20 protein-coding genes and 1 tRNA gene are annotated in these 25,533 nt (G+C 73.7%); 14 read left to right on the top strand and 7 right to left on the bottom strand.

What is annotated here, in order from left to right:
* The first annotated feature begins 15 nt into the window (after positions 1–15).
* The 4 genes from F4692_RS01240 to tig all read left to right on the top strand — a co-directional run bounded on the left by F4692_RS01240 (position 16) and on the right by tig (position 3,883).
* A tRNA-Pro gene (locus tag F4692_RS01240) sits at positions 16–88 on the top strand.
* Between the two features lies 1 nt (position 89).
* The gene (locus F4692_RS01235) at positions 90–755 is read left to right on the top strand and encodes a hypothetical protein (RefSeq protein ID WP_179617836.1); all 666 of its coding nucleotides are present in this window, start codon (positions 90–92) and stop codon (positions 753–755) included.
* A 114-nt stretch (positions 756–869) separates the two neighbouring features.
* Positions 870–2,285, top strand: a complete 1,416-nt coding sequence (locus F4692_RS01230; RefSeq protein WP_179617835.1) for a PepSY-associated TM helix domain-containing protein — start codon at positions 870–872, stop codon at positions 2,283–2,285.
* Between the two features lie 176 nt (positions 2,286–2,461).
* Positions 2,462–3,883: a trigger factor gene (tig, locus tag F4692_RS01225; RefSeq protein WP_179617834.1), complete on the top strand. Its 1,422-nt coding sequence runs from the start codon at positions 2,462–2,464 to the stop codon at positions 3,881–3,883.
* A gap of 315 nt (positions 3,884–4,198) precedes the next feature.
* Here tig and F4692_RS01220 read toward each other — a convergent pair whose 3' ends face one another.
* On the bottom strand, positions 4,199–5,398 hold the full coding sequence (locus tag F4692_RS01220; RefSeq protein ID WP_179617833.1) for a phosphotransferase: 1,200 nt from the start codon (positions 5,396–5,398) through the stop codon (positions 4,199–4,201).
* 24 nt (positions 5,399–5,422) lie between these two features.
* Here F4692_RS01220 and F4692_RS01215 point away from each other — a divergent pair, with 24 nt between their 5' ends.
* The gene (locus tag F4692_RS01215) at positions 5,423–5,851 is read left to right on the top strand and encodes a MarR family winged helix-turn-helix transcriptional regulator (protein ID WP_179617832.1); all 429 of its coding nucleotides are present in this window, start codon (positions 5,423–5,425) and stop codon (positions 5,849–5,851) included.
* Between the two features lie 84 nt (positions 5,852–5,935).
* The gene (locus tag F4692_RS01210) at positions 5,936–7,495 is read left to right on the top strand and encodes a serine/threonine-protein kinase (RefSeq protein ID WP_179617831.1); all 1,560 of its coding nucleotides are present in this window, start codon (positions 5,936–5,938) and stop codon (positions 7,493–7,495) included.
* Here the strand turns inward: F4692_RS01210 and F4692_RS21675 are convergent.
* The 5 genes from F4692_RS21675 to F4692_RS01185 all read right to left on the bottom strand — a co-directional run bounded on the left by F4692_RS21675 (position 7,488) and on the right by F4692_RS01185 (position 15,441).
* Positions 7,488–9,707, bottom strand: a complete 2,220-nt coding sequence (locus F4692_RS21675; protein WP_179617830.1) for a transglutaminase TgpA family protein — start codon at positions 9,705–9,707, stop codon at positions 7,488–7,490. The genes F4692_RS01210 and F4692_RS21675 overlap by 8 nt on opposite strands.
* On the bottom strand, positions 9,704–10,846 hold the full coding sequence (locus tag F4692_RS21670; protein WP_179617829.1) for a DUF58 domain-containing protein: 1,143 nt from the start codon (positions 10,844–10,846) through the stop codon (positions 9,704–9,706). Before F4692_RS21670 ends, F4692_RS21675 begins: the two co-directional genes overlap by 4 nt.
* Positions 10,843–11,832, bottom strand: coding sequence for an AAA family ATPase (locus F4692_RS01195; RefSeq protein WP_179617828.1), 990 nt, complete (start codon positions 11,830–11,832; stop codon positions 10,843–10,845). Before F4692_RS01195 ends, F4692_RS21670 begins: the two co-directional genes overlap by 4 nt.
* Before the next feature lie 42 nt (positions 11,833–11,874).
* Positions 11,875–14,502 carry a hypothetical protein gene (locus tag F4692_RS01190; RefSeq protein WP_179617827.1) on the bottom strand — a complete coding sequence of 876 codons (2,628 nt, stop codon included), beginning with the start codon at positions 14,500–14,502 and terminating at the stop codon, positions 11,875–11,877.
* A gap of 90 nt (positions 14,503–14,592) precedes the next feature.
* A complete protein-coding gene (locus tag F4692_RS01185) occupies positions 14,593–15,441 on the bottom strand; it encodes a hypothetical protein (protein WP_179617826.1) in 849 nt (282 codons plus the stop codon).
* A 159-nt stretch (positions 15,442–15,600) separates the two neighbouring features.
* Here F4692_RS01185 and F4692_RS01180 point away from each other — a divergent pair, with 159 nt between their 5' ends.
* The 4 genes from F4692_RS01180 to F4692_RS01165 all read left to right on the top strand — a co-directional run bounded on the left by F4692_RS01180 (position 15,601) and on the right by F4692_RS01165 (position 19,255).
* Positions 15,601–16,206, top strand: coding sequence for an ATP-dependent Clp protease proteolytic subunit (locus tag F4692_RS01180; RefSeq protein WP_179618959.1), 606 nt, complete (start codon positions 15,601–15,603; stop codon positions 16,204–16,206).
* A 4-nt stretch (positions 16,207–16,210) separates the two neighbouring features.
* Positions 16,211–16,819, top strand: coding sequence for an ATP-dependent Clp protease proteolytic subunit (locus F4692_RS01175; protein ID WP_179617825.1), 609 nt, complete (start codon positions 16,211–16,213; stop codon positions 16,817–16,819).
* 159 nt (positions 16,820–16,978) lie between these two features.
* Positions 16,979–18,259, top strand: a complete 1,281-nt coding sequence (gene clpX, locus F4692_RS01170) for an ATP-dependent Clp protease ATP-binding subunit ClpX (protein WP_179617824.1) — start codon at positions 16,979–16,981, stop codon at positions 18,257–18,259.
* 96 nt (positions 18,260–18,355) lie between these two features.
* Complete coding sequence (locus F4692_RS01165; protein ID WP_179617823.1) at positions 18,356–19,255, top strand: hypothetical protein; 900 nt, start codon at positions 18,356–18,358, stop codon at positions 19,253–19,255.
* Between the two features lie 281 nt (positions 19,256–19,536).
* On the opposite strand, the gene valS is transcribed toward F4692_RS01165, so the two are convergent.
* Entirely contained in the window at positions 19,537–22,155 is a 2,619-nt protein-coding gene (valS, locus tag F4692_RS01160; protein WP_179617822.1) for a valine--tRNA ligase, read from the bottom strand.
* A 78-nt stretch (positions 22,156–22,233) separates the two neighbouring features.
* Here valS and F4692_RS01155 point away from each other — a divergent pair, with 78 nt between their 5' ends.
* The 4 genes from F4692_RS01155 (at position 22,234) to ndk (ending at position 25,491) form a co-directional block, all read left to right on the top strand.
* Positions 22,234–23,163 carry a GNAT family N-acetyltransferase gene (locus tag F4692_RS01155; protein WP_179617821.1) on the top strand — a complete coding sequence of 310 codons (930 nt, stop codon included), beginning with the start codon at positions 22,234–22,236 and terminating at the stop codon, positions 23,161–23,163.
* Between the two features lie 103 nt (positions 23,164–23,266).
* Positions 23,267–24,625, top strand: coding sequence for a bifunctional tetrahydrofolate synthase/dihydrofolate synthase (gene folC, locus F4692_RS01150; RefSeq protein ID WP_179617820.1), 1,359 nt, complete (start codon positions 23,267–23,269; stop codon positions 24,623–24,625).
* Complete coding sequence (locus F4692_RS01145) at positions 24,622–25,017, top strand: DUF4233 domain-containing protein (protein ID WP_257029422.1); 396 nt, start codon at positions 24,622–24,624, stop codon at positions 25,015–25,017. Before folC ends, F4692_RS01145 begins: the two co-directional genes overlap by 4 nt.
* Positions 25,018–25,059: 42 nt before the next feature.
* Positions 25,060–25,491: a nucleoside-diphosphate kinase gene (gene ndk, locus F4692_RS01140; protein WP_179617819.1), complete on the top strand. Its 432-nt coding sequence runs from the start codon at positions 25,060–25,062 to the stop codon at positions 25,489–25,491.
* Positions 25,492–25,533 lie beyond the last annotated feature (42 nt).

The raw sequence follows: 25,533 nt of genomic DNA, 5'->3' as shown, positions 1-25,533 counted from the left end.
CGGGGGACCGTCTGGCGGGGCGTAGCGTAGTGGCTAGCGCGCCTGCTTTGGGAGCAGGAGATCGCAGGTTCGAGTCCTGTCGCCCCGACATGGACCTCCGAGCCACGCCGCTCGTGCGCTGCCTGCGTGCGGCGCTGCTGGCTGCGGTCGTGGTCGCGGTCGGGTCCTTCGCGCACGCCTCCGCAGGCGGCGTCATGCCGGGCACGGCCACCACGCTGACGCTGTACGCCGTCGTCGCCGCCGGGTGCGCCGCCGTCCTCGGCCGGGAGGCGTCCGCGCCGCGCCTGGTCGCGCTCACCGTCGGCGGGCAGGTCGCCGTGCACGGCGCGCTGTCCGCGGTCGCGGGCCACACGGCCGCACCCGCGATGGCCCACGGCCCGCACGGCGGCATGGTCCACCCCGGGCAGGGGACGGGGTCCGGTGCGCCGGTGCCCGCGTGGCTCGCCCACGGGCTCGAGGACGTGCTCGCGCACCCCACCATGGCGGCCGCGCACGTCGCCGCCGCGGTGGTGGTCGGGCTGTGGCTCGCGGTGGGCGAGCGCGCGCTGTGGACGCTCGTACGCCTCGCCCGCTGCACCGCACGCACGGTGCTGGCGCGCGCTGTGCGCGCCCTCGGCCTGCACCCCGTGGTGCTCCTGTCCCTCCCGCGCCGCACCCGCGTCGGCGCCGTCCGCGTCGACCCCCTCCCGCTGCTCCCCGTGTGGTCGCGCGGCCCGGTGCGACGGGGTCCACCGCTCGCGCTCCTCCCTCACTGAGCCTGTCCGGCCGGCCGCACACGACCGGGCCCCTCGGGTGAGCGCTGCCACCGCCGCACCGGCCGACCCCCGTCGGTCCGGCGCGGACCGTCATCTCGTGCGAGGAGCACCACCATGACCACCCTCCAGCGCGCCCGGACGCCCGTCCCGCGTCCGCGCTCCACACCGTCCGGCCTCTTCCGCGCCTTCTGGCGCTGGCACTTCTACGCCTCCTTCGTGGTCGTGCCGATCTTCGCCGTCCTGGCCGTCACGGGCCTCATCTACCTGTTGCGGTTCCAGCTCGAACCGATGCTGCACGCCGACCTCATGCGCGCCGAGGCGCCCGCCGGGCAAGAGCTGCCGTACGTCCTCTCCGACCAGCTCGCGCTGGTCGAGGAGGCCTACCCCGACGCCGAGGTCGGGCTGGTCCGCGAGGGCCGCGACCCCGACGACACGACCGCGTTCGCCGTGACCGAGGACGGCGCCACCGTCGACGTCTTCGTCGACCCGTGGCGCGGCGAAGTGCTCGGCGCGCTGGACCCCGACACCACGCTCTCGGGGTACGCCATCCGGCTGCACGCCGACCTGATGGCCGGCCTCTTCGGCGACCGGCTCATCGAGGTCGCCGTCTGCTGGGCGATCGTGATGTCGCTGACCGGCTACTACCTGTTCTTCGCGGGCCGGAGGGCCCGCCAGCGGCGGCGGGCCAAGGGGGCGCCGGGCTCGCGGTTGCGCAGCCGTCACGCCCTCGTCGGGTCGGTCGCCGGCGTCGGGCTGCTCGCCATGGTCGTGACCGGCCTGCCGTGGACCGGCTTCTGGGGCGCCAAGGTGCAGGAGCTCGCCACCGCGGCCGGGACCTCGCTGTGGAGCCTGGACCACGGGGCGCAGTCCGAGCCGGGCTCCCGGCTCGACGAGTCGCTGCCGCACAGCCACGCGGTGCGGGAGGTGCCGTGGGCGCAGGGTGCGACCGAGGTGCCCTCGTCGGACCCCGACGGCGACCGGGGCTCGGTCGCGAACGTCGACACCGCCGTCTACGTCGCCGAGCGGGAGGGCCTCACGCACCCGATGACGGTCGTGCTGCCGAGCGGGGAGGACGGGGTCTTCTCCGTGATCGGCGACGCGTTCGACGACCCGAGCCGCGAGCGCACGGTCCACGTCGACCGCTTCTCCGGCGAGGTGCGCTCCGACTACGGCTTCGACGACTACCCCCTCGTCGCCAAGGCGGTCTCGCAGGGCATCGGTCTGCACGAGGGGCGCAGCCTCGGCCTGGTCAGCTTCTGGGGAGCGCTGCTGTTCTGCCTCGCCGTGCTCTTCATGTGCGTCACCGGGCCGCTGATGTGGTGGCGCCGCCGTCCAGCGCGCTCGGGGTCGGTCGGCGCCCCGCGGGGGCGGATGCCCGTGCGGGCCACGTGGTGGCTCGCGGCCGCGCTGGTCGTGCTCGGGATCGTCCTCCCGCTGTTCGGGATCACGCTCCTGGCGGTGCTGCTCCTCGACCAGCTGATGCTGCGCCGGGTGCCCCGGCTGCGGGCGGCGTTCGACACCGTGGACTGACGGGGGGCTGGGCGTCGCGGGGTTCCCCGTCGACGGTGTGGGCGTGATTCGGCCTGCGCCCACACCGTCGATAGACTGACGAGGTTTGCGGACGCCTCCCTTCCCCTGCGACGTGTCCCGCGACGTACACCCATGACGCAGCACCTACTCGTAACCACATGCATCAGGAGACATTTGTGAAGAGCGCCGTCGAGACCTTGAGCCCGACCCGGGCCAAGCTGACCGTCGAGGTGCCCTTCGAGGAGCTCAAGCCGAGCCTCGACGCGGCGTACCAGAAGATCGCGAAGCAGATCAACGTCCCGGGCTTCCGACGGGGCAAGGTGCCGCCGGCGGTCATCGACCGACAGGTCGGCCGCGGTCCGGTCCTCGACGAGGCGATCAACGCCGTCGTCCCCCAGCAGTACATGGCCGCGCTCCAGGAGCACGACCTCGAGCCGCTGGCCCAGCCGGAGATCGAGGTGACGAAGCTCGAGGACAACGACGTGCTCGAGTTCACCGCCGAGGTCGACGTGAAGCCCGACTTCGAGCTCCCCTCCTACGACGGCCTCGAGGCCAGCGTCGAGGACATCGAGATCACCGACGCCGACGTCGACGAGCAGGTCGAGGCGCTGCGTGAGCGCTTCGGCACCCTCGTCCCGGTCGAGCGCGCGGCCGCCGACGGCGACTTCGTGACCATCGACCTGGTCGCGGCCAAGGACGGCGAGGCCGTCGAGGGCGGCGAGGTCACCGGCATGTCCTACAAGGTCGGCCGCGGCGGCATGATCGACGGTCTCGACGAGGCGCTGGTCGGCCTGTCCGCCGGCGAGGAGGCGTCCTTCGACTCCGAGCTCGTCGGTGGCGACCTGGTCGGCGAGCCGGTCCAGGTGACCGTCACGGTGACCGCCGTGCAGGAGCAGCAGCTGCCCGACTACGACGACGAGTTCGCCCAGCTCGCCTCCGAGTTCGACACCGCCGACGAGCTCACCGCCGACGTGCGTGAGCGCCTGGGCCGCGGCAAGCGCCTCGAGCAGGCCGCCGCTGCCCGCGACGCGGTCCTCGAGGCCCTGCTGGAGAAGGTCTCGATCCCGCTGCCCGAGGTCATGGTGACCGACGAGCTCAACGCGCGCCGCCAGAACGTCGAGCAGCAGCTCGGCTTCGCCGGCATCAGCATGGAGAAGTACCTCGAGGACGAGGGCCAGACCCAGGAGGAGTTCGAGGCCGACCTCGAGCGCCGGGTCCGCGACGCCGTCGCCGCGCAGTTCATCCTCGACAAGATCGCGAAGAAGGAGGAGTTCGGCATCGAGCAGGCCGAGCTCTCCGAGCACCTCGTGCGCCGTGCCCAGCAGTCCGGGCAGGACCCGCAGGAGTTCGCGAACCACATGTTCGAGCACAACCACATCCCCGAGCTCGTGCAGGAGATCCTGCGCGGCAAGGCCCTCGCGACCATCGTCGAGGCCGCGACCGTCAAGGACGCCTCGGGCAACGTGGTCGAGCTGAAGAACCTCCGCCCCGACGGCACCATCGGTGAGCCGGAGGCGGCTGCGGACGAGGCCGACACCGAGGAGTCCGCCGAGGACGCCGAGGGCGCCGAGGCCGAGGGCGACGCCGACAAGGCCTGAGCCCCGCTCGCACGACAGCACACGACCGGCGTCCACCCCACGGGTGGGCGCCGGTCTGCGTCTCCGCGACCACCTGCCGACGAGCGGTCCAGTCCTCGTGCCACCACCACTGACACCGCCCGCGCCCGGCTGGGAGCATCTGGTCGTCCCGGACAGGGAGAACGATCATGGGGTGCGGCCCGGCGCGGGGGCGTCGGAGCCGATTCGGTCGTGGGACCGAGACAGCGGCGCCCGGGCCGTCGGCGGCATCCGCCGTCGGCCCGGCGCGCGCCGCGACCGGCCGGGTCGGGCCGGGTCAGACCGGGTCAGGCCGGGTCAGGCCGCGGTGTCGGCGAGCACGTCCAGCGCGTACGCCGCGATCCCGGCGCGCTGCCGCGCCCAGTGGTCGAGGGCGGCCCGGAACTCGTCGGTGACGCCGCCCGCAGCCGCGAGCGCCGTCTCCTCGGCGAGCATCTCCAGCGGCAGGCTGGGCAGCCCGTTGAACAGCATCAGGCTGACCGCGTGGTTGCGGCGCACCTCGGCGAGGGGGACCTCGAGACCCTCGTCGGCGAGTCCCGCGGCGTACGCCTCGATGCAGGCCGCGGCCCGCCCGGGCAGGTCCGCGACGCCCTGGCGCCCGATCTGGATGTCGCCGACGAGCAGCTGCGAGAGGTCGAAGCCCGCCGGTTGCGGACGCCAGAAGCCGAAGTCGATCATCGTGAACGACGGGTCGTCCCCGCGGCGCAGCAGGTTGTTGGGGCACGCGTCCCCGTGCGAGGCGAGGTGTCGCGCGGACACGAACTCCTGCGCGAGGGCGTCGAGGTCGCGGGCCGCTGCGGCCAGTCCGTCGCGCAGGCCGCCGAAGTGCTCGGCCACCGCCGGGTGCCGCCAGGTCGCCTCGCCGTGGAGGCCGGGCAGCACGGTGAAGGCCAGCCGTCCGCGCACGAACGAGTCGACGTGCCACGGCTGCGGGTCGATCGCGGCGAGCGGAGCGACTGTGGGACTGGCGGAGAGCCGGCCGAGGAGCCGGGCGGCTCGCACGCTGTCCTCGACAGACCACGCCGCCGGTGCGGCCTCGACGGCCTCGATCCACACCACGGCGGTGTCGTCGTCACGCACCTCGACGTGCAGGCCGCGCGGCATCGTCAGCCCGTCCGGCAGGCGGTCGGCGAGGTCGGAGGCGTACACGAGGGGCTCCGCCCGCCACGGCACGGAGGCGGCCGCCCACTCCCTGAAGTCCGGCGGCACGAACTGGAAGGCGGGGGAGTGCCGCCAGCTGTGGACGCGCTTGACGAAGATCGCGAAGGGGCGCGGCCCGTCGCCGGCGTCGGCGTGACCGCGCACCCAGGTCCGCGCACCGGTGAGGATCGAGGGCACGTCGTAGGCGACCGGCTCGGCGGCGGACTCCAGCAGGCGTACGGAGTCGACCCCCCAGAGGTGCGCGACCATCGCGGCGAGACGGTCGTCGCTGACGTCGTCGTCCTGCAGCACCTCACGCCGCGCGACCCCCGGCGAGGGCGTGAAAGTTGCTTTCATGGTCATGAAAGGTAAGTTGCTTTCATGACTGGCGTCAAGAGGCTCCCCGCCGTGGAGCCGCACCTGCCGATGCTGATGGGGATGGTGTTCGCCCGGCTGCGGGCGCAGCTCGCCGAGGACGCGCCGGACCTCCGCCCCTCCCAGCTGCGGGTCCTGGAGTGGCTGCCCGACGAGGGCCTCACCATCACCGAGCTCGCGGAGTGCGCCGAGATGACGACGCAGGGATGCGGGCAGTTCGTCCGCCAGCTCGACGCCCTCGGGATGGTCGAGGTGACGGTCGCCCACCACGACGCCCGCGCCCGCGTCGTCCGCATCACCGACCGGGGCCGGGAGGCCCTCGTCCGCTCGTCCGCGGTGCTGCGGGCGTGCGACGACGCCTGGGCCGCGCAGGTGGGGCCGGAGCGGTGGCGGGTCTTCCGCGAGGTCCTCGAGGAGGTCGCGCTCGGATCGTGACGCCCCCGCCGCGGGCGGCCAGTGGGTACGATCACCGGGGCCGGTCGACGGAGGCCGGGCACCGCGAGCAGGGGGACACGGGGGATGGTCGACGGGGCGAGCAGCCACGATCCCTGGCGCCCGCCCGACCCCGGCGCCCGCCCGACGGAGCTGCTCGACGGCTACGAGGACCTGGTCGTGGTCGGCCGCGGCGGGGAGTCCGTGGTCTACCGCGCCCGCGAGCCGCGGCTGGGCCGCGACGTCGCCGTCAAGGTGCTCCTCGTCGACGACGTCGAGAGCGCGGCACGCTTCGCGCGCGAGATCGAGATCACCGTCGGCCTCGGCCGTCAGCACCCCAACATCGTGACGGTGCTCGCCACCGGGACGACGTCCTCCGGGCGTCCGGCGATCGTCATGGAGTACTACGACGGCGGCACGCTCAACGACCAGCTGCGCGAGCGGGGCCCGTTCCCCGCCGAGGAGGTCGTACGCATCGGGCTCGTGCTGTCGGACGCGCTCGCCTTCGCGCACGCGCAGGGGTTCCTGCACCGCGACGTCAAGCCGCAGAACGTCCTCGTGCTGCCGACCTCGTGGGTGCTGGCCGACTTCGGCATCGCGCGACTGGTGGACGCCGACTACACCTCGTCGGTGGAGGCGTTCACCTACCGCCACGCCTCACCGCAGATCCTCGACGGGTACCCGCCGACCCAGGCCGACGACATCTGGTCGCTGGGCTCCACGCTCTACACGCTCCTCGAGTGCCGTACGCCCTTCTCCAGCGACGACCCGGACGACGACTCCGCGCTCGCCTACCTCCGACGGGCCCGCACGGAGCCGCCGCGACCGTTCTCCCGCGACCCCGGCGAGCTGGGCGCGGTGATCTCGCGGTGCCTCGCCAAGGACGTGTCCGAGCGCTGGTCGTCGGTCCAGGAGGTCCACGACGCGCTGTCACGGCTGCGCCACGGCGCGTGGGAGCCGAGGCGCTCCGACGCCGCCCAGGCCCCGCCGGCCCCTGCAGCGGCGCCGCGCGAGGAGACGCGCCGACGCGGGTCGGCCGACGCCCCGTCGGCCGGACCGGGCCCCGTCGAGCCGCCCACCCCGGTGGCGGCACCCACCCCCGCGCCGGCGATGAGCGCCGCGTCCGACGATCCCGCCCACGAGCACACCCACCTGCGACCGGGCCGCGACGGGGCGTCCGGGGCGTCCGACGGCGACCCGGCTCGCGCACCACGCCGGCGCGGTCGCGCCGTGGTGCTGCTCGGCGCGGCGGCGCTCGTGGCTGGGGCCGCGCTCGGGCTCGCGGGCGCGCTCCTGCGCGAGGACCCGCCCGCGGAGCCCACGCAGGTCGCCCCCGAGGACCTGGTCGAGGCGGGTGGCGCGCAGCCCGACGTCCCCGACCCCGCTCTCGACTTCCGGATGGTCGACCTGCGCCAGCGCGCGGGCGAGGTCACCGTGGAGTGGACCGACCCGAGCGACGGAGCCGCGTCGTTCCACATCGTCCAGACGAGCCCCCGCCAGGGTCCGGTGCAGGGCTTCCCGCGGGGGGCCACCACCGCGACGTTCACCCTGTCGCAACCCCCGGGCTACACCTGCTTCGTGATGGTGGCGGTCATGCCCGACGGGGCCTACGGCCAGAGCCGCCAGCGGTGCGTCACCCTCACCTGAGGAACACCGAGGGGTCGAACGGCCACCACCAGCGGCGCCACAGGGGCACCGCGGCGCGGGAGGCGCGGCGTACCTCCCGCAGCGCGGTGCCGGGGTCCGCGGCGCTCGTGCCGGGCGGGCCGAACGCGGAGCGCTGGGTCGCGGCGGCGAGGTCGTGCGCGGCCCCGGCGCCGATCCGGTCGGTGGCCAGCGCCGCCACCTGGTCGGCGGTGAGGTGGGCGGGCGCGCGTACGCCGGCGAGACGGAGCGCGTCGCGACCCTCCGCCCACGCGCCGGCCGGTCCTCGCCGGCGATGGCGCGCGGACCGGACCGCGCGGGCCAGCAGCAGCACGGCGAGCACCAGCAGCAGTGCGACCCCGGCCGCTGCTGCCACAGCGCCCGGCGACACCCCCGCCCGGTCGACGGGCGTGGCCGCTGGGGCGTCGTCCTCCGCCCCGTCGGTGCCGGTCGTCCCGTCCTCCGGGCCGAGGCCCGGCCCGTCGCCCTCGTCACCGCGCTCGACGGTCTCCTCGGTCTCCGGCGCGCGCCGCGCGTCGGTCGGGGAGAAGGCCACCCAGCCGAGGTCCTGGAAGTAGACCTCGGCCCACGCCGACGCATCGCCCGCGGTCACGGTCCACCCGGTGTCACCGCGGCGCTCGGGGCTGCGCTCGGGGCTGCGCTCGGGGTCGGGCTCGAAGCCGACGACGACCCGGGTCGGCAGGCCGGCGTGACGCGCCAGGACGGCGAAGGACGTCGCGAACTGCTCGGCGGTGCCGACCCGGGCCCCGGGGGCGCCCGGCTCGGCGAGCAGGAACGTCGTGATGCGCCACAGCTGCGACCCCGAGACCGCCGTCGCCGACAGGCGGCCGCGCTCGTGGATCGCCCGCTCGATCGCCACGGCCCGGTCGTAGGGCGTCACCGCTCCCTCGACGACCCGGTCCGCCAGGTCGCGCAGCGGCTGCCGCAGCGGCGGCAGGGCGAGGTAGGGCTCCATCGCGTCGCCGTACGGGACGGAGGCGCTGCTGAGCCGGGAGGTGTCGGGCTCGTCGGCCACCGCGGTCACCGTGTAGGACACGCCGCTGGTGGCGCCCGGTCCGCTGCCGGGACCGTCCGTGCCCGGCTCGACGGGGAGGTAGAGGTTGCCCGACACTGGCTCGACGAGCGCGTCGCGCAGGCTGACCGCCGTCGGCCACCCCGGGCTCGGCAGCCACCGGCCGGGCAGGTCGAGGACCTCGACCTCGGCGGTCCGGGTGCGCGTGCTGCCACCGAGCAGCGGACCGTCGGCACCGCCTGCCGCGGTGCGGCCCGCCAGGTCCTCGGTGACCGGCTCGAAGCGGGTGCGCGTGCTCCACTGCGCGCCGTCGTAGGTGTCGAGCGTGACCAGCCGCAGCGGCACGACGGGGCCGGTCACCTCGAGCAGCTCGCGGTCGGGGTCTGCCGCCCAGGCGCCGAGCTGGGCGAGCGGGTTGCTGGCGACGACGTCGGTCGTGGGCGGGTCGACGAGCGAGCGCGGCTCGAAGGGCTGGTCCCAGCGCACCGCGGTCGACACCACCAGCACCGCGGTCGCCACCGCGGCGACGAGGAGGGCGAGGAGCACCCGCCGGCCCGTGCGGTGCCGCTGCTCGTCGAGCACGACCCATCCCACGAGCGCGCCGGCCACGGTGCCGCCCGCGAGCAGGCCGTGGGGGTCGCCCTCCCCGGTGGTCAGCAGCGCGCCAGCGACGTAGAGCGCCAGCGCCCCGACGACGGGGGCGACCCGCCCGCGGGCCTCCAGCCGGAGCGCCACGAGGAGCGAGACGAGGGCGGTGAGCAGGAGCGGTCCGACCAGCACGTCCGCCGCGACCGGCAGCGGACGCGCCGTGGTCAGCAGTCGAGGAACGGCGTCGGCGACGGTCTCGGAGAACGACGTCCGCGCGTCGGCGGCGAGGACGTAGGCGGCCAGCACGAGCAACGAGGCGAGGGCGGCGGAGGTCGCCCAGGCGGACACGCCCAGCCGCAGGACTGCCCGGCACACCGCCAGCGGCAGGACGGCGGCCGCGGCGAGCGCCAGCACGGGGACGGCCCCGCTCCACGCCGTGGCGAGGGACAGGCTGCCCAGCACCAGGAGCGCGGCGGCCCAGGCTGCCGTCCGGGCGACGGACGTACGCCCGGGAGCCGGGTCCTGCCGCGCATCCACCGGCGTCGACGGCGGGGCGGGGGCGCGGCGCGGGGGAGCCGGGGCGGTGGTGCTCACCGGTGCCGCCCGTCCCACAGCCGGGCCAGCGCGTCCGACCCGGCACCGCGCAGCACGGTGGCGGCGCCGAGGACGCCCGGACCGGCCGCCGGGTCCGGGTCGACCACGCACACCGTCGCGTCGAGCGCGCCACCCACGTCGAGCGCGAGCCCGCGGTGGTCGGCCCGCGCGCCGGTGACCGCGACGGCGACGTCGAGCCCGCGGTGGTGGGCCGCGACCGGGGTGCGGTCGGGGCCGGCGTCGATCTCGGCGAGGAGCCACTCCAGCTCGTGCGCCTCGCGGAGGGGCTGGCGCGTCGTCGAGCCGGGCACCGTGACGTCGTGGCGACCGCTGGTGGTGCGGAAGCGCAGCGGGTCGCCCGCCTCGACGGCGACCCGGCAGAGCGCGGCCGCCACCTCGACGGCCTCCTCGAAGTCGTCCGCAGCGGCGTAGGACTCGCTGCGGTCGTCGAGCAGCACGTGGACGTGCGGCTGCGCCGGGTCGGCGTCCTCGCGGACCATCAGGGTGCCGGTGCGGGCGCTGGTGGCCCAGTGGAGCCGGCGCAGGTCGTCACCGACGGCGTACTCGTGGAGGCCGACCAGGTCGGTCCCGCCCAGCTCCATGCTCTCCCCGCCGCCGACCGCGGCCCTGCGGTGCCCGGTGGGGAGGGCGGTCAGCGGGACGCGCCGGGGGAGGACCCGCAGGCGTACGACCTCGCCCGCGTCGGTCGCGCTCGCCGACAGCCCGCACAGCGACGCGCGCTCGAGCCGCAGCGGACCGACGTCCACGAGGCCGCGCCGGGTGGTGGGGATCACGTAGGTGGTCTCGGCGCCCTGCGGGTCGAGCTCGAACGGCTCCCCGAGCCGGCCGTCGATGCTCTCGCGGGCGAGGGTGCGCACCAGGCCGCCCCGGCCGCCGGCGAGCCGGAGCCGGCCGGTGCAGGACTCCTGCCGCACGACCACCAACGGCTCGACGGTGCGTTGCACCCGGACGGGCGGACGCCGCAGCACCAGCGCGACCTCGACGACGACCAGCGTCGCCAGGACCGCGCCCAGGGCCGCCACGACGGGGTAGCGCAGCAGCACCCCGGCCGCCGCGAGGGCGAGACCCGTGACCAGCACCCAGCGCCCGCGGGTCGTCGTGGCGCGCCAGGGCGTCACGGGCGGTCCGGCTGGGGAGGTGCGACGTCCTCCAGCGCCTGTCGCACGACCGCGGCCCCGGCGTGCCCCTCCAGCAGTGCCTCGCGGGTGAGCACGGTGCGGTGGGCCAGGACCGGCTCGGCGAGGCGGCGCACGTCGTCGGGGATCACGTAGTGGCGACCGCACGAGGCGGCGTACGCCTGGACCGCACGGACGAGCGCGCGCAGGCCGCGGGTGCTCGCGCCGAGCCGCACCCGCCGGTCCTCGCGGATGGCGACGCCGACCTCGCGGACGTAGGCCAGGATCGGGTCGGCGACGTGGAGGCGTTCGACGATCGCGGCCAGCCGGGCGATCTCGGCGGGGTCGCTCACGGTCGGCACGTCGTCGATGCTGCCGGCGGTGCTGCCGGGACGCAGGACGTCGAGCTCGTGCTCGCGGTCGGGGAAGCCGAGGCTGACGCGCACCATGAAGCGGTCGAGCTGGGCCTCGGGCAGCCGGTAGGTGCCGTCGAGGTCGACGGGGTTCTGGGTCGCGACGACCGTGAACGGCTCGGGCACGCGGTGCGCGGTGCCGTCCACGCTGACGGTGTGCTCCTCCATCACCTCCAGCAGCGCCGACTGGGTCTTGGCGGCGGCGCGGTTGATCTCGTCGGCCAGCACGACGTGCGCGAAGACCGGGCCGGGGCGGAACCGCACCTGCCCGTCGCGCGGGTCGAAGACGCTGGTGCCGGTCACGTCGCTGGGCAGCAGGTCGGGGGTGAACTGCACGCGGTGCATCTTCCCGCCCAGCGCCTTGGCCAGGGACCTGGCCATCGTGGTCTTGCCGGTGCCGGGGAGGTCCTCGACCAGCACGTGGCCCCGGGCGAGGACCGAGGTCAGCACCAGGTCGACGACACCGCGCTTGCCGCGGACCGCCACCTCGACGGCGTCGCCGAGGCGCTGGTGGACCCGGCGCAGCTCCGCGACCTCCTGCTCGGTGGTGGCGGTGCTGGTGGCGAGGGTGGTCACGGGTGGTGGCTCCAGGGGTGGGGTGGTGGGCGGGTCGTCCGGTCAGGGGATCTGGCAGCCCTCGCACAGCGTCGGCTGGGTGGTCTGCCAGGTGTAGGTCGCGCTGAGCACGCTCCCCGACGAGTTGGTGGCGCGGAACTGCACCGAGTGCGAGCGGGTCCCGGAGTTGGGCTCCCAGATGTAGCTGCCGTTGTGCTGGACCTCCCACGTGGCGGCGTTGCAGGCGATGGGTGCCCATCCGGACCCGTCGTCGACCGAGCACGTCCCGCCGAAGCCCGCCCAGTCACCCGCCGGCGACAGCTGGAGGGTCGAGGAGCCCATGCCCTCCATGGAGAGCCGGCCGCCCGACTGGTTGGTGACGTGCTGCCGGCCGCCACCGGGGAGCGGCTCGACGGGGATGCTCCCGGAGTCGGAGGCCCCGCCGGAGGACGGCGAGCCGGTGCCGACGCCGTTGATCGCGGTGACCGTCGCGGTCCCGTTGCCGCCGGGGGAGCAGGACGCGTCGGCCGTGCGGTCGCAGGAGCTCGCCAGGGTGTGGGAGCGTACGCCCGGCCCCAGGGTGACCGTCTCGGAGCGGGTGCCGGTCGAGATGGTCACGCGGTAGCCGGTGATCGCGGACCCGTTGGCGGGCGCGGCGCCCCAGGTGGCGGTGACGGTGTAGGTGGGGGCCTGCCAGGTCCCGGCGTAGACGCCTGCGACGGACAGGCCCGGTGCCTGGCCCGGTGCCTCGGCGGGCGTCACGGTGTTGGACGCGCCGGACGTGGCCGACTCGCCCCCGAGGCGGGCGGTGACCCGGAAGGCGACCTGCTCGCCCGCCGCGACGGTCAGCACCGCCTGACGCTGCGCGCCGCCGACCCGGCCGACCTCGCTGCCGCCGGTGGTCGTGACGACGAACTCGTCGGGCACGTCGCCGGTGTAGGACCAGCCCACCTGCACCTGGGTGCTGGAGACGACCGAGGCCTGGACCGAGGCGGGCGTGCCGAGGACGGGGTCGGGCTGGGTGGTGACGGTGTTCGACGCGGCCGACGTGGCGGTGCGCCCGCCCAGCACGGCCGTCACCACGAACGAGGTGCTCTCGCCCGGGGTGACCGCCACGAGTGCTCGCCGTTCCGAGCCGCCGACGGTGGCCACGGCGGCGCCGCCCACGGGGGCCACCGTGAACGACTCGGGCGCCGGGCCGGAGTAGGACCAGTCGACCTGGACGAGCTCGCTGCCCAGGACGGTCGCGCGCACGTCGGTCGGGGCCGACAGGACGCCGGGGGACTGGGTGGGTGTCTGGGTGGGTGTCTGGGTGGGTGTCTGCGTCGGGGTCTGGGTCGGGGTCGCCGTGGGTGTCGCCGTCGGGGTGTCGGTGGATCGGGGCGGTTGGCCGTCACGGCCACCGTCGCGGTCGCCGTCGCGTCCCCTGTCACCGTCCTCGGCGTCCGGGGTGCTGGTGGGGTCCGGCTCGCGGTCGTCGGAGTCCTCGGTGTCCGTCTCGGTCTCGGGCAGCCGGAGCTCCTGCGGGTCGCTCACCGCGTCCTCGTCGCCGACCCGGGAGAACTCGCGGGTGGAACCGTCCTCGTCGACCGCCACGCCGGTGCGGGCGCCGGGGACGTTGATCAGCAGGGTGTCGCCGTCGAGGACCAGCTCGGGGTCCTCGCCGCGCGGGGTGCGGATCGCAGGGCCGGCGAGCTGCCCGCGGGCGTCGAGCTGCAGCACCTGCGCGGCGCCGGCGCACGGCACGTAGACCCTGCCGGCGAAGACCTCGGGCCGTCCGGGCGACGCGCACCCGGACGCAGCGACCGCGACCTCGGCCAGCCGCCCCTCGGCCAGGACGGCGACGGTCGAGGTGGCGGGGGAGGCCAGTGCGGTGAGCTGCTCGGGCGTACGCAGCGGGGCCAGCAGCTCGCCGTCGAGCGCGTCCGTCGTGGTGCGTACGTCCCTGCTGGTGCCGACCTGCTGGACGACACCGGGGTCGCTGCCCGCCACGGTCACGCCGACGTCGTGCGCCACGACGACGGCGTCGCCGCGGGTGTCGACGCGGTGGGAGTCCTGCTCGACGAACTCCGAGGCGGTGCTCGACCAGCGCAGCGCGGCGAGGCGCCCCGTGCGGTCGAGGGACCACAGCGTGCCCTGGCCGTCGACGGCGACGTCGGCCAGGCCGCGCCGCTCCACCCAGACCCGGCCGATCTCGTCGGCGGTGATGGGGTCGATCGCGGCGACGGTGTGCTCGGTCCGGTCGACGAGGAAGACGGTCGTGCCGTCGGTCAGCGTCTCGGCCGCGCCCCCGCCGGGCACGCCCCGGCGGCCCGCCTGGTCGAGCGTGCTGACGTCGATGACCGACAGGACGCCGTCGGTGTTGTCGACGACGTAGAGGAAGCCGTCGTACTGCGCCAGGCTCAGGTCGTTGCCGGGAGCGGCGACCGAGCGCCGCACCTCGGCGCGGCCGAGGGCCGGGTTGACCTGGATCACCTCGCCGCTGGGGTCGTCGGCGAGCCACGTCAGCCCGTCGACCAGCTCGACCGCCGTGCGGCTGAGCCCGTTGCCGAAGAGCACGCCCGCCACGAGCGAGACCACGACCAGGACCACGGACAGCTCCGCGGCGCCACGCGACTGGCGCCGCGAGACGATGCGCCGCAGGCGCGACGCGCGCGGCGTACGCCCCGGCGCCCCTCTGGCTGCCCGCATCGATCCCCCCTCGTCCCCCGGCGTCGTCATCCTCACAGACCGGTTGCCCCGCGCGCCACGGCGCCAAACAAGGGGGCGGAACGTTCCGGATCAGGCGCTCGGGTCGGGTCCCCGGCGGGCGCGGGCGGTGCGCTCGACCTCCGCCAGGTCGTCGGCGGTCACGAGCCGGACCTCGGCGGTGCGCCGGCCGACGGCGAACCGGACGTTGCTGGCCCGGCCGGCGGGCGCGCGGAACGGGTCGTCGCGGCTGCTGAACGCGAGTGCGGAGATGGCCTTGATCGCGTCGTCGACCCGTTGCGATCGCTCGAGGTTCCAGGCGTAGCCGTGCCAGCGCAGCACGCGCTCGTAGACCTCCCGGTTGGTGGGCGGGCGGGGGTAGTCGTCGGTGCCGACCAGCCAGGGCTCGGCGAGCGCCAGCGCGACGTACCACTCCCGGGTGCGGGGCACGAGGCCCGGCGACGGGGCGGTCGCGCCCTCGTCGCGGGCGAGGCCGTCGGGCGCGGGGCCGGGGCGCGGCGCCCGCTGCTCGGACGGGGTGCTGACCTCGACCACGAGGGTGAGGTCCTCCCAGGTGTCGGGGCCGACCTCGCGCCCGCGCAGGACCACGAGGTGGTTCTCGCCCTCGTCGAGCAGGAGGGACATCCCCTCCACGAGGGTGACGCGCCGCGCGCCGCCCGGGGCGTCGAAGAGGCTCGCGACCTGCGTCTCCCCGGCACCGTGCCAGCGCAGGCGGGCGATCTCCTCACCCACCTCCAGCGCGCCGAGCAGGCGCGAGACGTGGGGCGCGCACCGGGGCAGCTCGAGCACCGTGACGTCGAGCGCGCGCTCGGGGTCGTCGGCGACCGTGGCGTGGTGGGGGGCTCGACCGAAGACCAGCCGCTCACCCGTGCCGAGGGTGACGGTCGGCAGGCCCGCCCCCCGCAGCGTGACCCGCAACATGGGCCCGAGTAGACCACACGGGACCCGGTCGCCACCCCGTCGCCGACGGGCGTCGCTCCGCTGTGGGCGAACAAGGCGGGTTACCGCGTGGATGTGTCCGACCTTCCGGCTATGGTCGCCAGCGTGAACCAGAACTCCAGCCCAGCCCTCTCGCCCGAGATGAACGGCGCCGGTGGGATGTATGGCCTCGACGACCACATCTACCAGCGCCTCCTCCGTGAGCGCATCGTCTTCCTCGGCTCCGAGGTCCGCGACCAGAACGCCAACGCGATCTGCGCGCAGCTCCTCCTGCTCTCCGCGGAGGACCCGGAGGCCGACATCTTCCTCCACATCAACAGCCCCGGCGGCTCGGTCGACGCCGGCATGGCGATCTACGACACGATGAACTACATCCCCAACGACGTGGCGACCGTGGGCATGGGCCTCGCGGCCTCCATGGGGCAGTTCCTGCTCTGCGCCGGCACCAAGGGCAAGCGGTACGCCCTCCCGCATGCGCGCATCATGATGCACCAGCCCTCCTCGGGCATGGGCGGCTCGGCCTCGGACATCAAGATCCAGGCCCAGCAGTCCCTCCACATCAAGAAGGTGCTGCTCGACCTGATCGCCGAGCACACCGGCCAGACCGTCGAGCAGGTCGTCGCCGACGCCGACCGCGACCGCTGGTTCACCGCGGACCAGGCCGTCGAGTACGGCCTCGTCGACCAGGTCATCACCAGCGCCCGCGAGGCCGCAGACGAGGGCCGCCCGGCCCGGACCAAGGACTGAGGACATGAACTACTACATCCCCCAGTGGGAAGAGCGCACCTCCTACGGGTTCCGCCGCATCGACCCCTACGCCAAGCTGTTCGAGGAGCGCATCATCTACCTCGGCACCCCGATCAGCGACGACGTCGCCAACGCGGTCATCGCCCAGCTCATGTGCCTGGAGACGATGAACCCCGACACCGACATCAGCATCTACATCAACAGCCCGGGTGGCTCGTTCACCGCGCTGACCGCCATCTACGACACGATGCGCTTCATCAAGCCCGACGTGCAGACCGTGTGCCTGGGCCAGGCGGCCTCCGCGGCGGCGATCCTGCTCGGCGCCGGGGCCAAGGGCAAGCGGATGGCGCTGCCCAACAGCCGCATCCTGATCCACCAGCCCTACACCGAGGGCACGTTCGGCCAGACCTCCGACATCGAGATCCAGGCCAACGAGATCCTGCGCATGCGCGAGCTGCTCGAGCGGATGATCGCCGACTCCAGCGGCAAGGACATCGACCAGGTGAGCGCCGACATCGAGCGCGACAAGATCCTGACCGCCGAGCAGGCCGTCGAGTACGGCCTCATCGACGCGGTCATCGAGTCCCGCAAGGGTGCGCCCGCCCTCGCCTGAGGACGGGCCCGCGACGCGAAATGATGGTCGACGACATCTCGTGTCCGGCCCCCGCCGGGGGCCGGCACGGGGTACCGTCGTACGGCCCCTCAGGGGGCAGCACGGTGCAAGGCGTTGGATACCGGGACCCCCTTCCGGTGAGACTGGAGGACACGACTCGTGGCACGTATCGGTGACGGCGGCGACCTGCTCAAGTGCAACTTCTGCGGCAAGAGCCAGAAGCAGGTCAAGAAGCTCATCGCTGGCCCCAACGTCTACATCTGCGATGAGTGCATCGAGCTCTGCAACGAGATCATCGAGGAGGAGCTCGCCGAGGGCTCCGAGGTCAGCCTCGAGGAGCTGCCCAAGCCCCGCGAGATCTTCGAGTTCCTCAACTCCTACGTCATCGGCCAGGAGCACGCCAAGAAGTCCCTCGCCGTCGCGGTCTACAACCACTACAAGCGCGTCCAGGCGGGCCTGCAGCCGGTGACCGGCAAGGCCAAGGACGACGTGGTCGAGGTGGCGAAGTCCAACATCCTCGTGATCGGTCCGACCGGCTGCGGCAAGACCTACCTCGCCCAGACCCTGGCCCGCATGCTCAACGTCCCGTTCGCGATCGCCGACGCGACCGCCCTGACCGAGGCCGGCTACGTCGGCGAGGACGTCGAGAACATCCTCCTCAAGCTCATCCAGGCCGCGGACTACGACGTCAAGAAGGCCGAGACCGGCATCATCTACATCGACGAGATCGACAAGGTGGCCCGCAAGGCGGAGAACCCCTCGATCACGCGCGACGTCTCCGGCGAGGGCGTGCAGCAGGCGCTGCTCAAGATGCTCGAGGGCACGACGGCGTCGGTGCCCCCGCAGGGTGGTCGCAAGCACCCGCACCAGGAGTTCATCCAGATCGACACCACCAACATCCTGTTCATCGTGGGTGGTGCCTTCGCCGGTCTCGAGCAGATCATCGAGCAGCGGGTCGGCAAGAAGTCCCTCGGCTTCACCGCGGAGGTCCGCGGTGCCGCCGAGCGCGAGTCCGACGACCTGCTCGCCCAGGTCCGCCCCGAGGACCTCACGAAGTTCGGCCTGATCCCGGAGTTCATCGGCCGCCTGCCGCTGATCGCCAGCGTCAGCAAGCTCGACCGTGAGGCGCTCGTCCAGATCCTCACCGAGCCGCGCAACGCACTCATCAAGCAGTACCAGAAGCTCTTCGACCTCGACGGCGTCGAGCTCGAGTTCACCCCCGAGGCGATCGACTCCATCGCCGAGGCGGCGCTCGAGCGTGGCACCGGCGCCCGTGGCCTGCGCGCCATCATCGAGGAGGTCCTCCTCTACGTGATGTACGACGTCCCCTCGCGCGGTGACGTCGCCAAGGTGATCGTGACGCGCGAGGTCGTCGAGGACGACGTCGCGCCGACCCTGGTCCCGCGTGAGTCCGAGGGGCGCAAGAAGAAGTCCGCCTGACGTTTCGATCGTCGGCTCAGACCGGCATGGCCCATCCGGGCCATGCCGGTCTGGTCATTTCGGGCCATATCGGACTATCGACCGCGAGCAGGCGTCATGGCCCGGTCAGACTTGCGTCTCGTCATCATGTGGGAAGGGGACACCGTGGGGGTCGACCAGAAGCGGCCGCTCGTCGCGTTCGTGCTCGTCGCGATTCTGTGCGCCGTGCTGATGGCCGTCACCGTCAACCGCGGCTTCGGCCTCGACTTCATCCGCCCGGGCAAGCCGATCGCCGCTCCGGCGGCACCGCGCCCGACGGACCCGCCCGCCAGCGCCCCCGCCGTACCCGAGAACGTCTCGCTGCCCACCGAGTTAAGCACGCAGCCGCTCGGCACGTCCGCCTCCGGCGGTCCGGTGCCCACTGTGGCGACGGGCTCCGCCACCGGCCGGGCGACGGCCCAGCCGGCCACGTCCGCGGTGGCCGACGAGCAGGCCGTCGAGCAGGACGACTCGGACACGTCGGACACGTCGGACATGTCGGACGAGTCGGACGAGTCGGACGAGGCTGCGGCGAAGGCTGCTGAGAAGGCCGAGCGCGACGCGGCGAAGGCTGCCGAGAAGGCCGAGCGTGACGCCGCGAAGGCTGCCGAGAAGGCCGAGCGGGACGCGGCGAAGGCTGCGGAGAAGGCCGAGCGCGACGCGGCGAAGGCTGCGGAGAAGGCCGAGCGCGACGCGGCGAAGGCTGCTGAGAAGGCGGAGCGCGACGCGGCGAAGGCTGCTGAGAAGGCCGAGCGTGACGCGGCGAAGGCTGCCGAGAAGGCCGAGCGCGATGCCGCGAAGGCTGCGGAGAAGGCCGAGCGGGACGCGGCGAAGGCTGCGGAGAAGGCCGAGCGCGATGCCGCGAAGGGACCCGGCCAGGGCGCCCACCCGGGACCGCAGGGTCCGCCCGAGGGTCCGGGCAACGCACCGGTCAACGGTCCGGGCAACGGTCCGGGCAAGGGCCCGCACCAGCACTGACACCCCCGGGCAGCGGTGAGTGACGCAGGTTCTGCGTCACCAGAACATGTCTCACGCACCGCTCCAGCGGTGTCCCAGCCACGTCCCGCGCCCCCGGAACGTGGCTCACGCACCGCCCGACCGCGAGTCGTACGGTGGCGCACCGGCGAGCGGTGCCCCAGCCACATTCCACGCCCCCGGAACGTGGCTCACGCACCGCTGGAGCCGTACGCCCGACCGGGCAGCGCAGATCCCCCGCCGCGCCGGGCGCGACGGGGAATCGGACGGGGGCTCGGAGCCGGTCAGTCCTCGGTGGGGGCGAGCTCGGCCGTCACGCGGAGCTCGGTGGCCGACTCGTCCGCCGTGAAGACCAGGTCGCCGACGATCGTGCCGACCGCGCGGAGGTCGTCCGCGGCCTGCGCGGCGGCGTCGACCAGCGAGGCGGGGCCGGTGATCTCCACCCGGGAGAGAGGCGCGCGCATCTTGGCCTTGGCCTGCGACTTGGCGCCGCGGATCCCGGTCAGCGCCGACGCGACGGCCTCGAGCACCAGCGGCTGCGAGGCAGCGGCGGAGCCGAGGTCGGACGCGGTCGGCCAGGCGGCGTGGTGGATCGAGCCCTCCTGCCACCACGACCAGACCTCCTCGGTGGCGTACGGCAGGAACGGCGCCAGCAGCCGGAGCTGGACGTGCAGCGCGATGGCCAGCGTGGCGCGCGCCGAGTCGGTGCCGGGACCGCCCTCGGAGTCGTACGCCCGCTCCTTGACCAGCTCGAGGTAGTCGTCGCAGAACTCCCAGAAGAACTTCTCGGTGACCTCGAGCGCGGTGGTGTAGTCGTAGGCGTCGAAGGCCTCGGTCGCCCGGCGGACCACGATCTCGAGGCTCCCCAGCAGGGCGCAGTCGACCGGCGCGCTGACCAGGGCCGGGCTGAGCTCGGTGGCGCCGACGTTGCCGAGGACGAACTTCGAGGCGTTGAGGACCTTCATCGCCAGGCGGCGGCCGACCTTCATCTGCGACTCGTCGAAGGGCGAGTCCATGCCGGGGCGGCCGATGGCGGCGCGCCAGCGGACGGCGTCGGCGCCGTACTTGTCGAGGATGTCGGTCGGGACGACGACGTTGCCCTTGGACTTCGACATCTTCTTGCGGTCGGGGTCGACGATGAAGCCGGAGATCATCGCGTGCGACCACGGCACGACCTGGTGCTCGAAGTCCGCACGGACGACGCGGGAGAACAGCCAGGTGCGGATGATGTCGTGCGCCTGGGTGGCGAGGTCGAAGGGGAAGACGCGGGAGAACAGGTCGTCGTCGACGCCCCACTGGCCGGCGATCTGCGGGGTCAGCGACGAGGTCGCCCACGTGTCCATCACGTCGGGGTCGCCGATGAAGCCACCGGGCTTGCCCCGCTGGTCCTCGGTGTAGCCCTCGGGCGCCTGCGTCGACGGGTCGACCGGGAGCTGGGCCTCGCTCGGCATCAGCGGGTGGTCGTGGTCGGGCTCGCCGTCGGCGTCCAGGGGGTACCAGACGGGGAACGGGATGCCGAAGAAGCGCTGCCGCGAGATCAGCCAGTCGCCGTTGAGGCCGCCGACCCAGTTGTCGTAGCGGTGCTTCATGTGGGCGGGGATCCAGGTGATCTCCTCGCCGCGGACGAGCATCTCCTTGCGCAGCGCCGCGTCGCGCCCGCCGTTCTTGATGTACCACTGGCGCGTCGCGATGATCTCGAGCGGCTTGTCGCCCTTCTCGTAGAAGTTCGCCATCCGCTGGGTGGGCTTGGGCTCGCCGTCGAGGTCGCCCGACTCGCGCAGCAGTCCGACCATCGCCTCGCGCGCGCTGAAGGTCGTCTTGCCCGCCATCTCGGCGTACGCCGTCGCGGCCGGCTCCGCGGAGAGCCACTCGGGCGTCTCGCGGGTCAGGCGGCCGTCGCGACCGACGACGGTGCGCACCGGCAGGCTGAGCTCGCGCCACCACATGACGTCGGTGAGGTCGCCGAAGGTGCAGCACATCGCGATGCCGGCGCCCTTGTCGGGCTCGGCGGCGGGGTGGGCCAGGACCGGGACCTCGACGCCGAAGACCGGCGAGGTGACCGTCGTGCCGAAGACGTCCTGGTAGCGCTCGTCGTCGGGGTGCGCGATCAGCGCGACCACGCTCGGGATGAGCTCGGGACGCGTGGTCTCGATGTGGATCGGCGTCCCGTCGGGACGGTGGAACGCCACGCGGTGGTAGGCGCCCGGGTAGTCACGCGCCTCCAGCTCGGCCTGCGCGACGGCGGTCTGGAAGGTGACGTCCCAGAGCGTCGGCGCCTCGGAGAGGTAGGCCTCGCCACGGGCGAAGTTGCGCAGGAACGCCCGCTGGCTGACGGTGCGCGAGTGGTCGCCGATCGTGGTGTAGGTCGGGTTCCACTGGACCGACAGGCCGAGCTGGCGCCACAGCGCCTCGAAGGCCTTCTCGTCCTCGACGACGAGCTGCTCGCACAGCTCGATGAAGTTGGGCCGGCTGATCGCGACCTGCTTCTTGGGGTCCGGCTTCTCCGGCGGGGTGAAGTCGGGCTCGTAGGGCAGGGTCGGGTCGCAGCGCACGCCGAAGTAGTTCTGCACGCGGCGCTCGGTCGGCAGCCCGTTGTCGTCCCAGCCGATCGGGTAGAAGACGGCCTTGCCCTGCATGCGCTGGTAGCGCGCGATCAGGTCGGTGTGGCTGTAGGAGTAGACGTGGCCGACGTGCAGCGAGCCGCTGACCGTGGGCGGGGGAGTGTCGATCGAGTAGACGTTCTCGCGCGGCTGGGTGCGGTCGAACGCGTAGGTGTCGTCCTCGGCCCACGCCGCCGACCACTTCGCCTCCAGGCCCTCGAGCGCCGGCCGCTCGGGTACGACGACGGCACGCGGGTCGGTGCTCGTCGTGTCCGTGGTCGGGGTGCTGGGGGCGTCAGTCATGGCCAGAGTCTAGGGAGGGGCCTCCTGCCTGCGAAAACGAGTGGGGACGCGTGCGTCGTACGCCCTAGCGTGCGTGCCATGGCCGACACGTTCACGCTGGAGTTCCACGACGCCCCGCAGTCGTTCCTCGACGCCGCCGGCGACCTGCTCGCCGCGCAGCCGGTGCTCGGCAGCGTGATCGCCAGCGTGACCTCGCGGACCGTCCGCGAGCTCGCCGACGGGATGGACTCGTGGGCCGAGGTCGGGGCGCCGTTCCCGCGCTGGTGGGTGGTCGTGCGCGACCGCTCGGGCGAGCCGGTGAGCGCGGCGATGCGCACCGCTCCGTTCGCGCCCCACCCGACCTTCGGCCTCCCGATGCCCGACGACGCGGCGCGTGCCCTGGCGGTCGCGCTCCATGACCGGGGCGAGCACCTGGGCGGCGCGAACGGCGCGCTGCCGGGCGCGGAGGTCCTCGCCCGCACGACGGCCGAGCTGAGCGGCGGTGAGATGGTGTCGGAGAAGGCCACCCGGCTCTGGGAGTGCACGACGCTCCACGTGCCGCCGGCGCCCGAGGGCCGGTTGCGCCCGGCGGCCGAGGCGGATGCCGAGCTGGTGCTGGCCTGGTTCACCGCGTTCCACGCCGAGGCCGACGAGCAGGCCGGCCGCGAGCCCGACCCGACGTCGGGCGAGCACAACACCCTCGACACCGTCCTGGTGCGGATCCGCGAGGGCGTGGAGTGGCTGTGGGAGCTCCCCGACGGCGCCGTCGCGCACCTGACCGGCTGCGGGCTCCCGTCGTACGGCGTCTCGCGCATCGGTCCCGTCTACACGCCGCGGGAGCACCGCGGACGCGGCATCGCTTCGTACGTCGTCGGCGAGCTGACCCGGCGTGGCCTGGAGGCCGGCCACCGGATGTGCCTGTTCACCGACCGGGCGAACCCCACCTCCAACAAGATCTACGCCGGCCTCGGCTACGAGCCGGTCGCGGACATGGCCGAGCACCTCGTCAGCCTCCCGGCGGAGCCCTGACCTGCCGGGAGGCGTCGGGTCCTGCAGGCCAGGGCTCGTCGACGTACGTCACCGGTGGCGCCGGATCGTCACCTGCTCACCAGGTCAATAGACTCGCAACGCCATGACTGACGCCCCCGACTCGCCCCGCCTCGCCGAGACCTTCGCCGAGGTGGAGGACGCCCTGCTCTCCCGCTGGCCCGAGACCAAGCTCGAGCCCAGCCTCGACCGGATCGAGGCGTTCACCGAGCTGCTGGGCGAGCCGCAGCGCTCGTTCCGCTCGGTGCACCTCACCGGCACCAACGGCAAGACCAGCACCAGCCGCATGATCGAGACGCTGCTGCGCGCGCTCGACCTGCGCACCGGCCGCTTCACGTCCCCGCACCTGGAGCGGATGAGCGAGCGGATCACGATCGACGGCGAGCCGATGGACGACGAGGCGTTCGTCCGCGCGTTCAACGACGTCGCGCCCTACACCCACCTCGTCGACGCCGAGCAGGACCACCCGCTCAGCTTCTTCGAGACGATCGTCGGGATGGCGTACGCCGCCTTCGCCGACGCCCCGGTCGACGTCGCGGTCGTCGAGGTCGGGATGGGCGGCAGCTGGGACGCCACCAACGTGATCGACGCCGACGTGGCCGTCGTGCTGCCGATCGCGGTCGACCACGCGAAGTACCTCGGGGACGACCCGGCCACGATCGCGGTCGAGAAGGCCGGGATCATCAAGCCCGGCTCGGTGGCCGTCCTGGCCGAGCAGACGCCCGAGGTCGCCGCCGTCCTCCTCGCCCGTGCGACCGAGGTCGGCGCGACGATCGCCCGGGAGGGCATCGAGTTCGGCGTCGTCTCCCGCACCCCGGCCGTGGGTGGGCAGGTCGTCTCCCTGCAGGGGCTGCGCGGTCGCTACGACGACGTGTTCCTGCCGCTCTACGGCGCCCACCAGGCCCAGAACGCCGCCGTGGCCCTCGCGGCCGTGGAGGCCTTCGGCAGCGGCGAGCTCGACGAGGACCTGGTCTGGGCGGCCTTCGCCGAGGTGACCTCGCCGGGCCGGCTCGAGATCGTGCGCCGCAGCCCGACCATCCTGCTCGACGCCGCCCACAACCCGCACGGGGCGGAGGCGGTGGGCGAGGCCCTGGAGGACTCGTTCTCGTTCAGCCCGCTCGTCGGCGTCATGGGCGTGATGGAGGACAAGGACTACGAGGGCGTGCTCGCCGCGTTCGAGCCGCACCTGGCGCACCTGGTCTGCACGCAGAACTCCACGCCGCGCTCGATGTCGGCTGCCGCGCTCGGCCGTGCCGCGGTCGAGGTCTTCGGGGAGGACCGCGTGAGCGTCGTCCCCGACCTGGCCGACGCGATCGAGCGCGCCGCGACCCTCGCCGAGGCGGGGGAGGCCGTCGACGTCTCGATCGGCGCGGGGGCGGTGCTCGTCACCGGCTCGGTGGTCACCGTCGGCGAGGCGCGCGGGCTGCTCATGGGGCGGCGATGAGCGAGCAGGCCCCGGCCGGGACCGAGCGCTCGCCGCGCCGCGGCATGTGCGCGGCCGTGCTGAGCCTCGAGGCGATCACCCTCGGGCTCACGACCCCGGTGATGATCACGATCGCGGACGTCCCGGCCGGCACCGCCGTGGCGGTCGGCCTCGGGCTGGCAGTGGTGTGCCTGCTCCTGGCGGGCATGCTGCGCGCGGAGTGGGCGTACGCCGCGGGCTACGTCGTCCAGGCCGCCGCCGTCGCGCTCGGCTTCGTCGTCCCCGTCATGTTCGGCCTCGGGGCGATCTTCGCCGCGCTGTGGGCGGGGGCGGACCTCCTCGGCCGCAAGATCGAGCGCGAGCGCGCGGAGGCGTGGGCGGCGTACCTCGCCGACGAGTCCCGCTCCGAGTGACCCGTGTCACCGCGGCCCCGGCCGCTGGCTAGGCTTGCTCGCATGACCGACGTGCAGCGCTCCCTCGTCCTCGTCAAGCCCGACGGCGTGCGCCGCGGCCTCTCGGGCGAGATCCTCCGCCGGATCGAGGCCAAGGGCTACACGCTCGTGGCCGTCGAGCTCCGCGACGCCACCCCCGAGATCCTCGCCGCCCACTACGCCGAGCACGAGGGCAAGCCGTTCTACGCCCCCCTCGTCGAGTTCATGCTCTCCGGCCCCGTGCTCGCCGTCGTCGTCGAGGGCCACCGCTGCATCGAGGGCTTCCGCTCGCTCGCCGGCGCCACCGACCCCACCGTCGCCGCGCCCGGCACCATCCGCGGCGACCTCGGCCGCGACTGGGGCCTCGCCGTCCAGCAGAACCTCGTCCACGGCTCCGACTCGCCCGAGTCCGCCGAGCGCGAGATCGGGATCTGGTTCGCCGACCTCGGCGCCTGACCCGTCGTACCTCCTGTCGCCAGGACCTCCACTGCGACCACA

This window comes from Nocardioides cavernae, assembly GCF_013410035.1.
In the GTDB taxonomy this organism is placed as follows: Bacteria; Actinomycetota; Actinomycetes; order Propionibacteriales; family Nocardioidaceae; genus Nocardioides; species Nocardioides cavernae_A.
The sequence above is the reverse complement of the archived record's forward strand: the minus strand, read 5'-3'. Positions and strand labels throughout refer to the sequence as shown.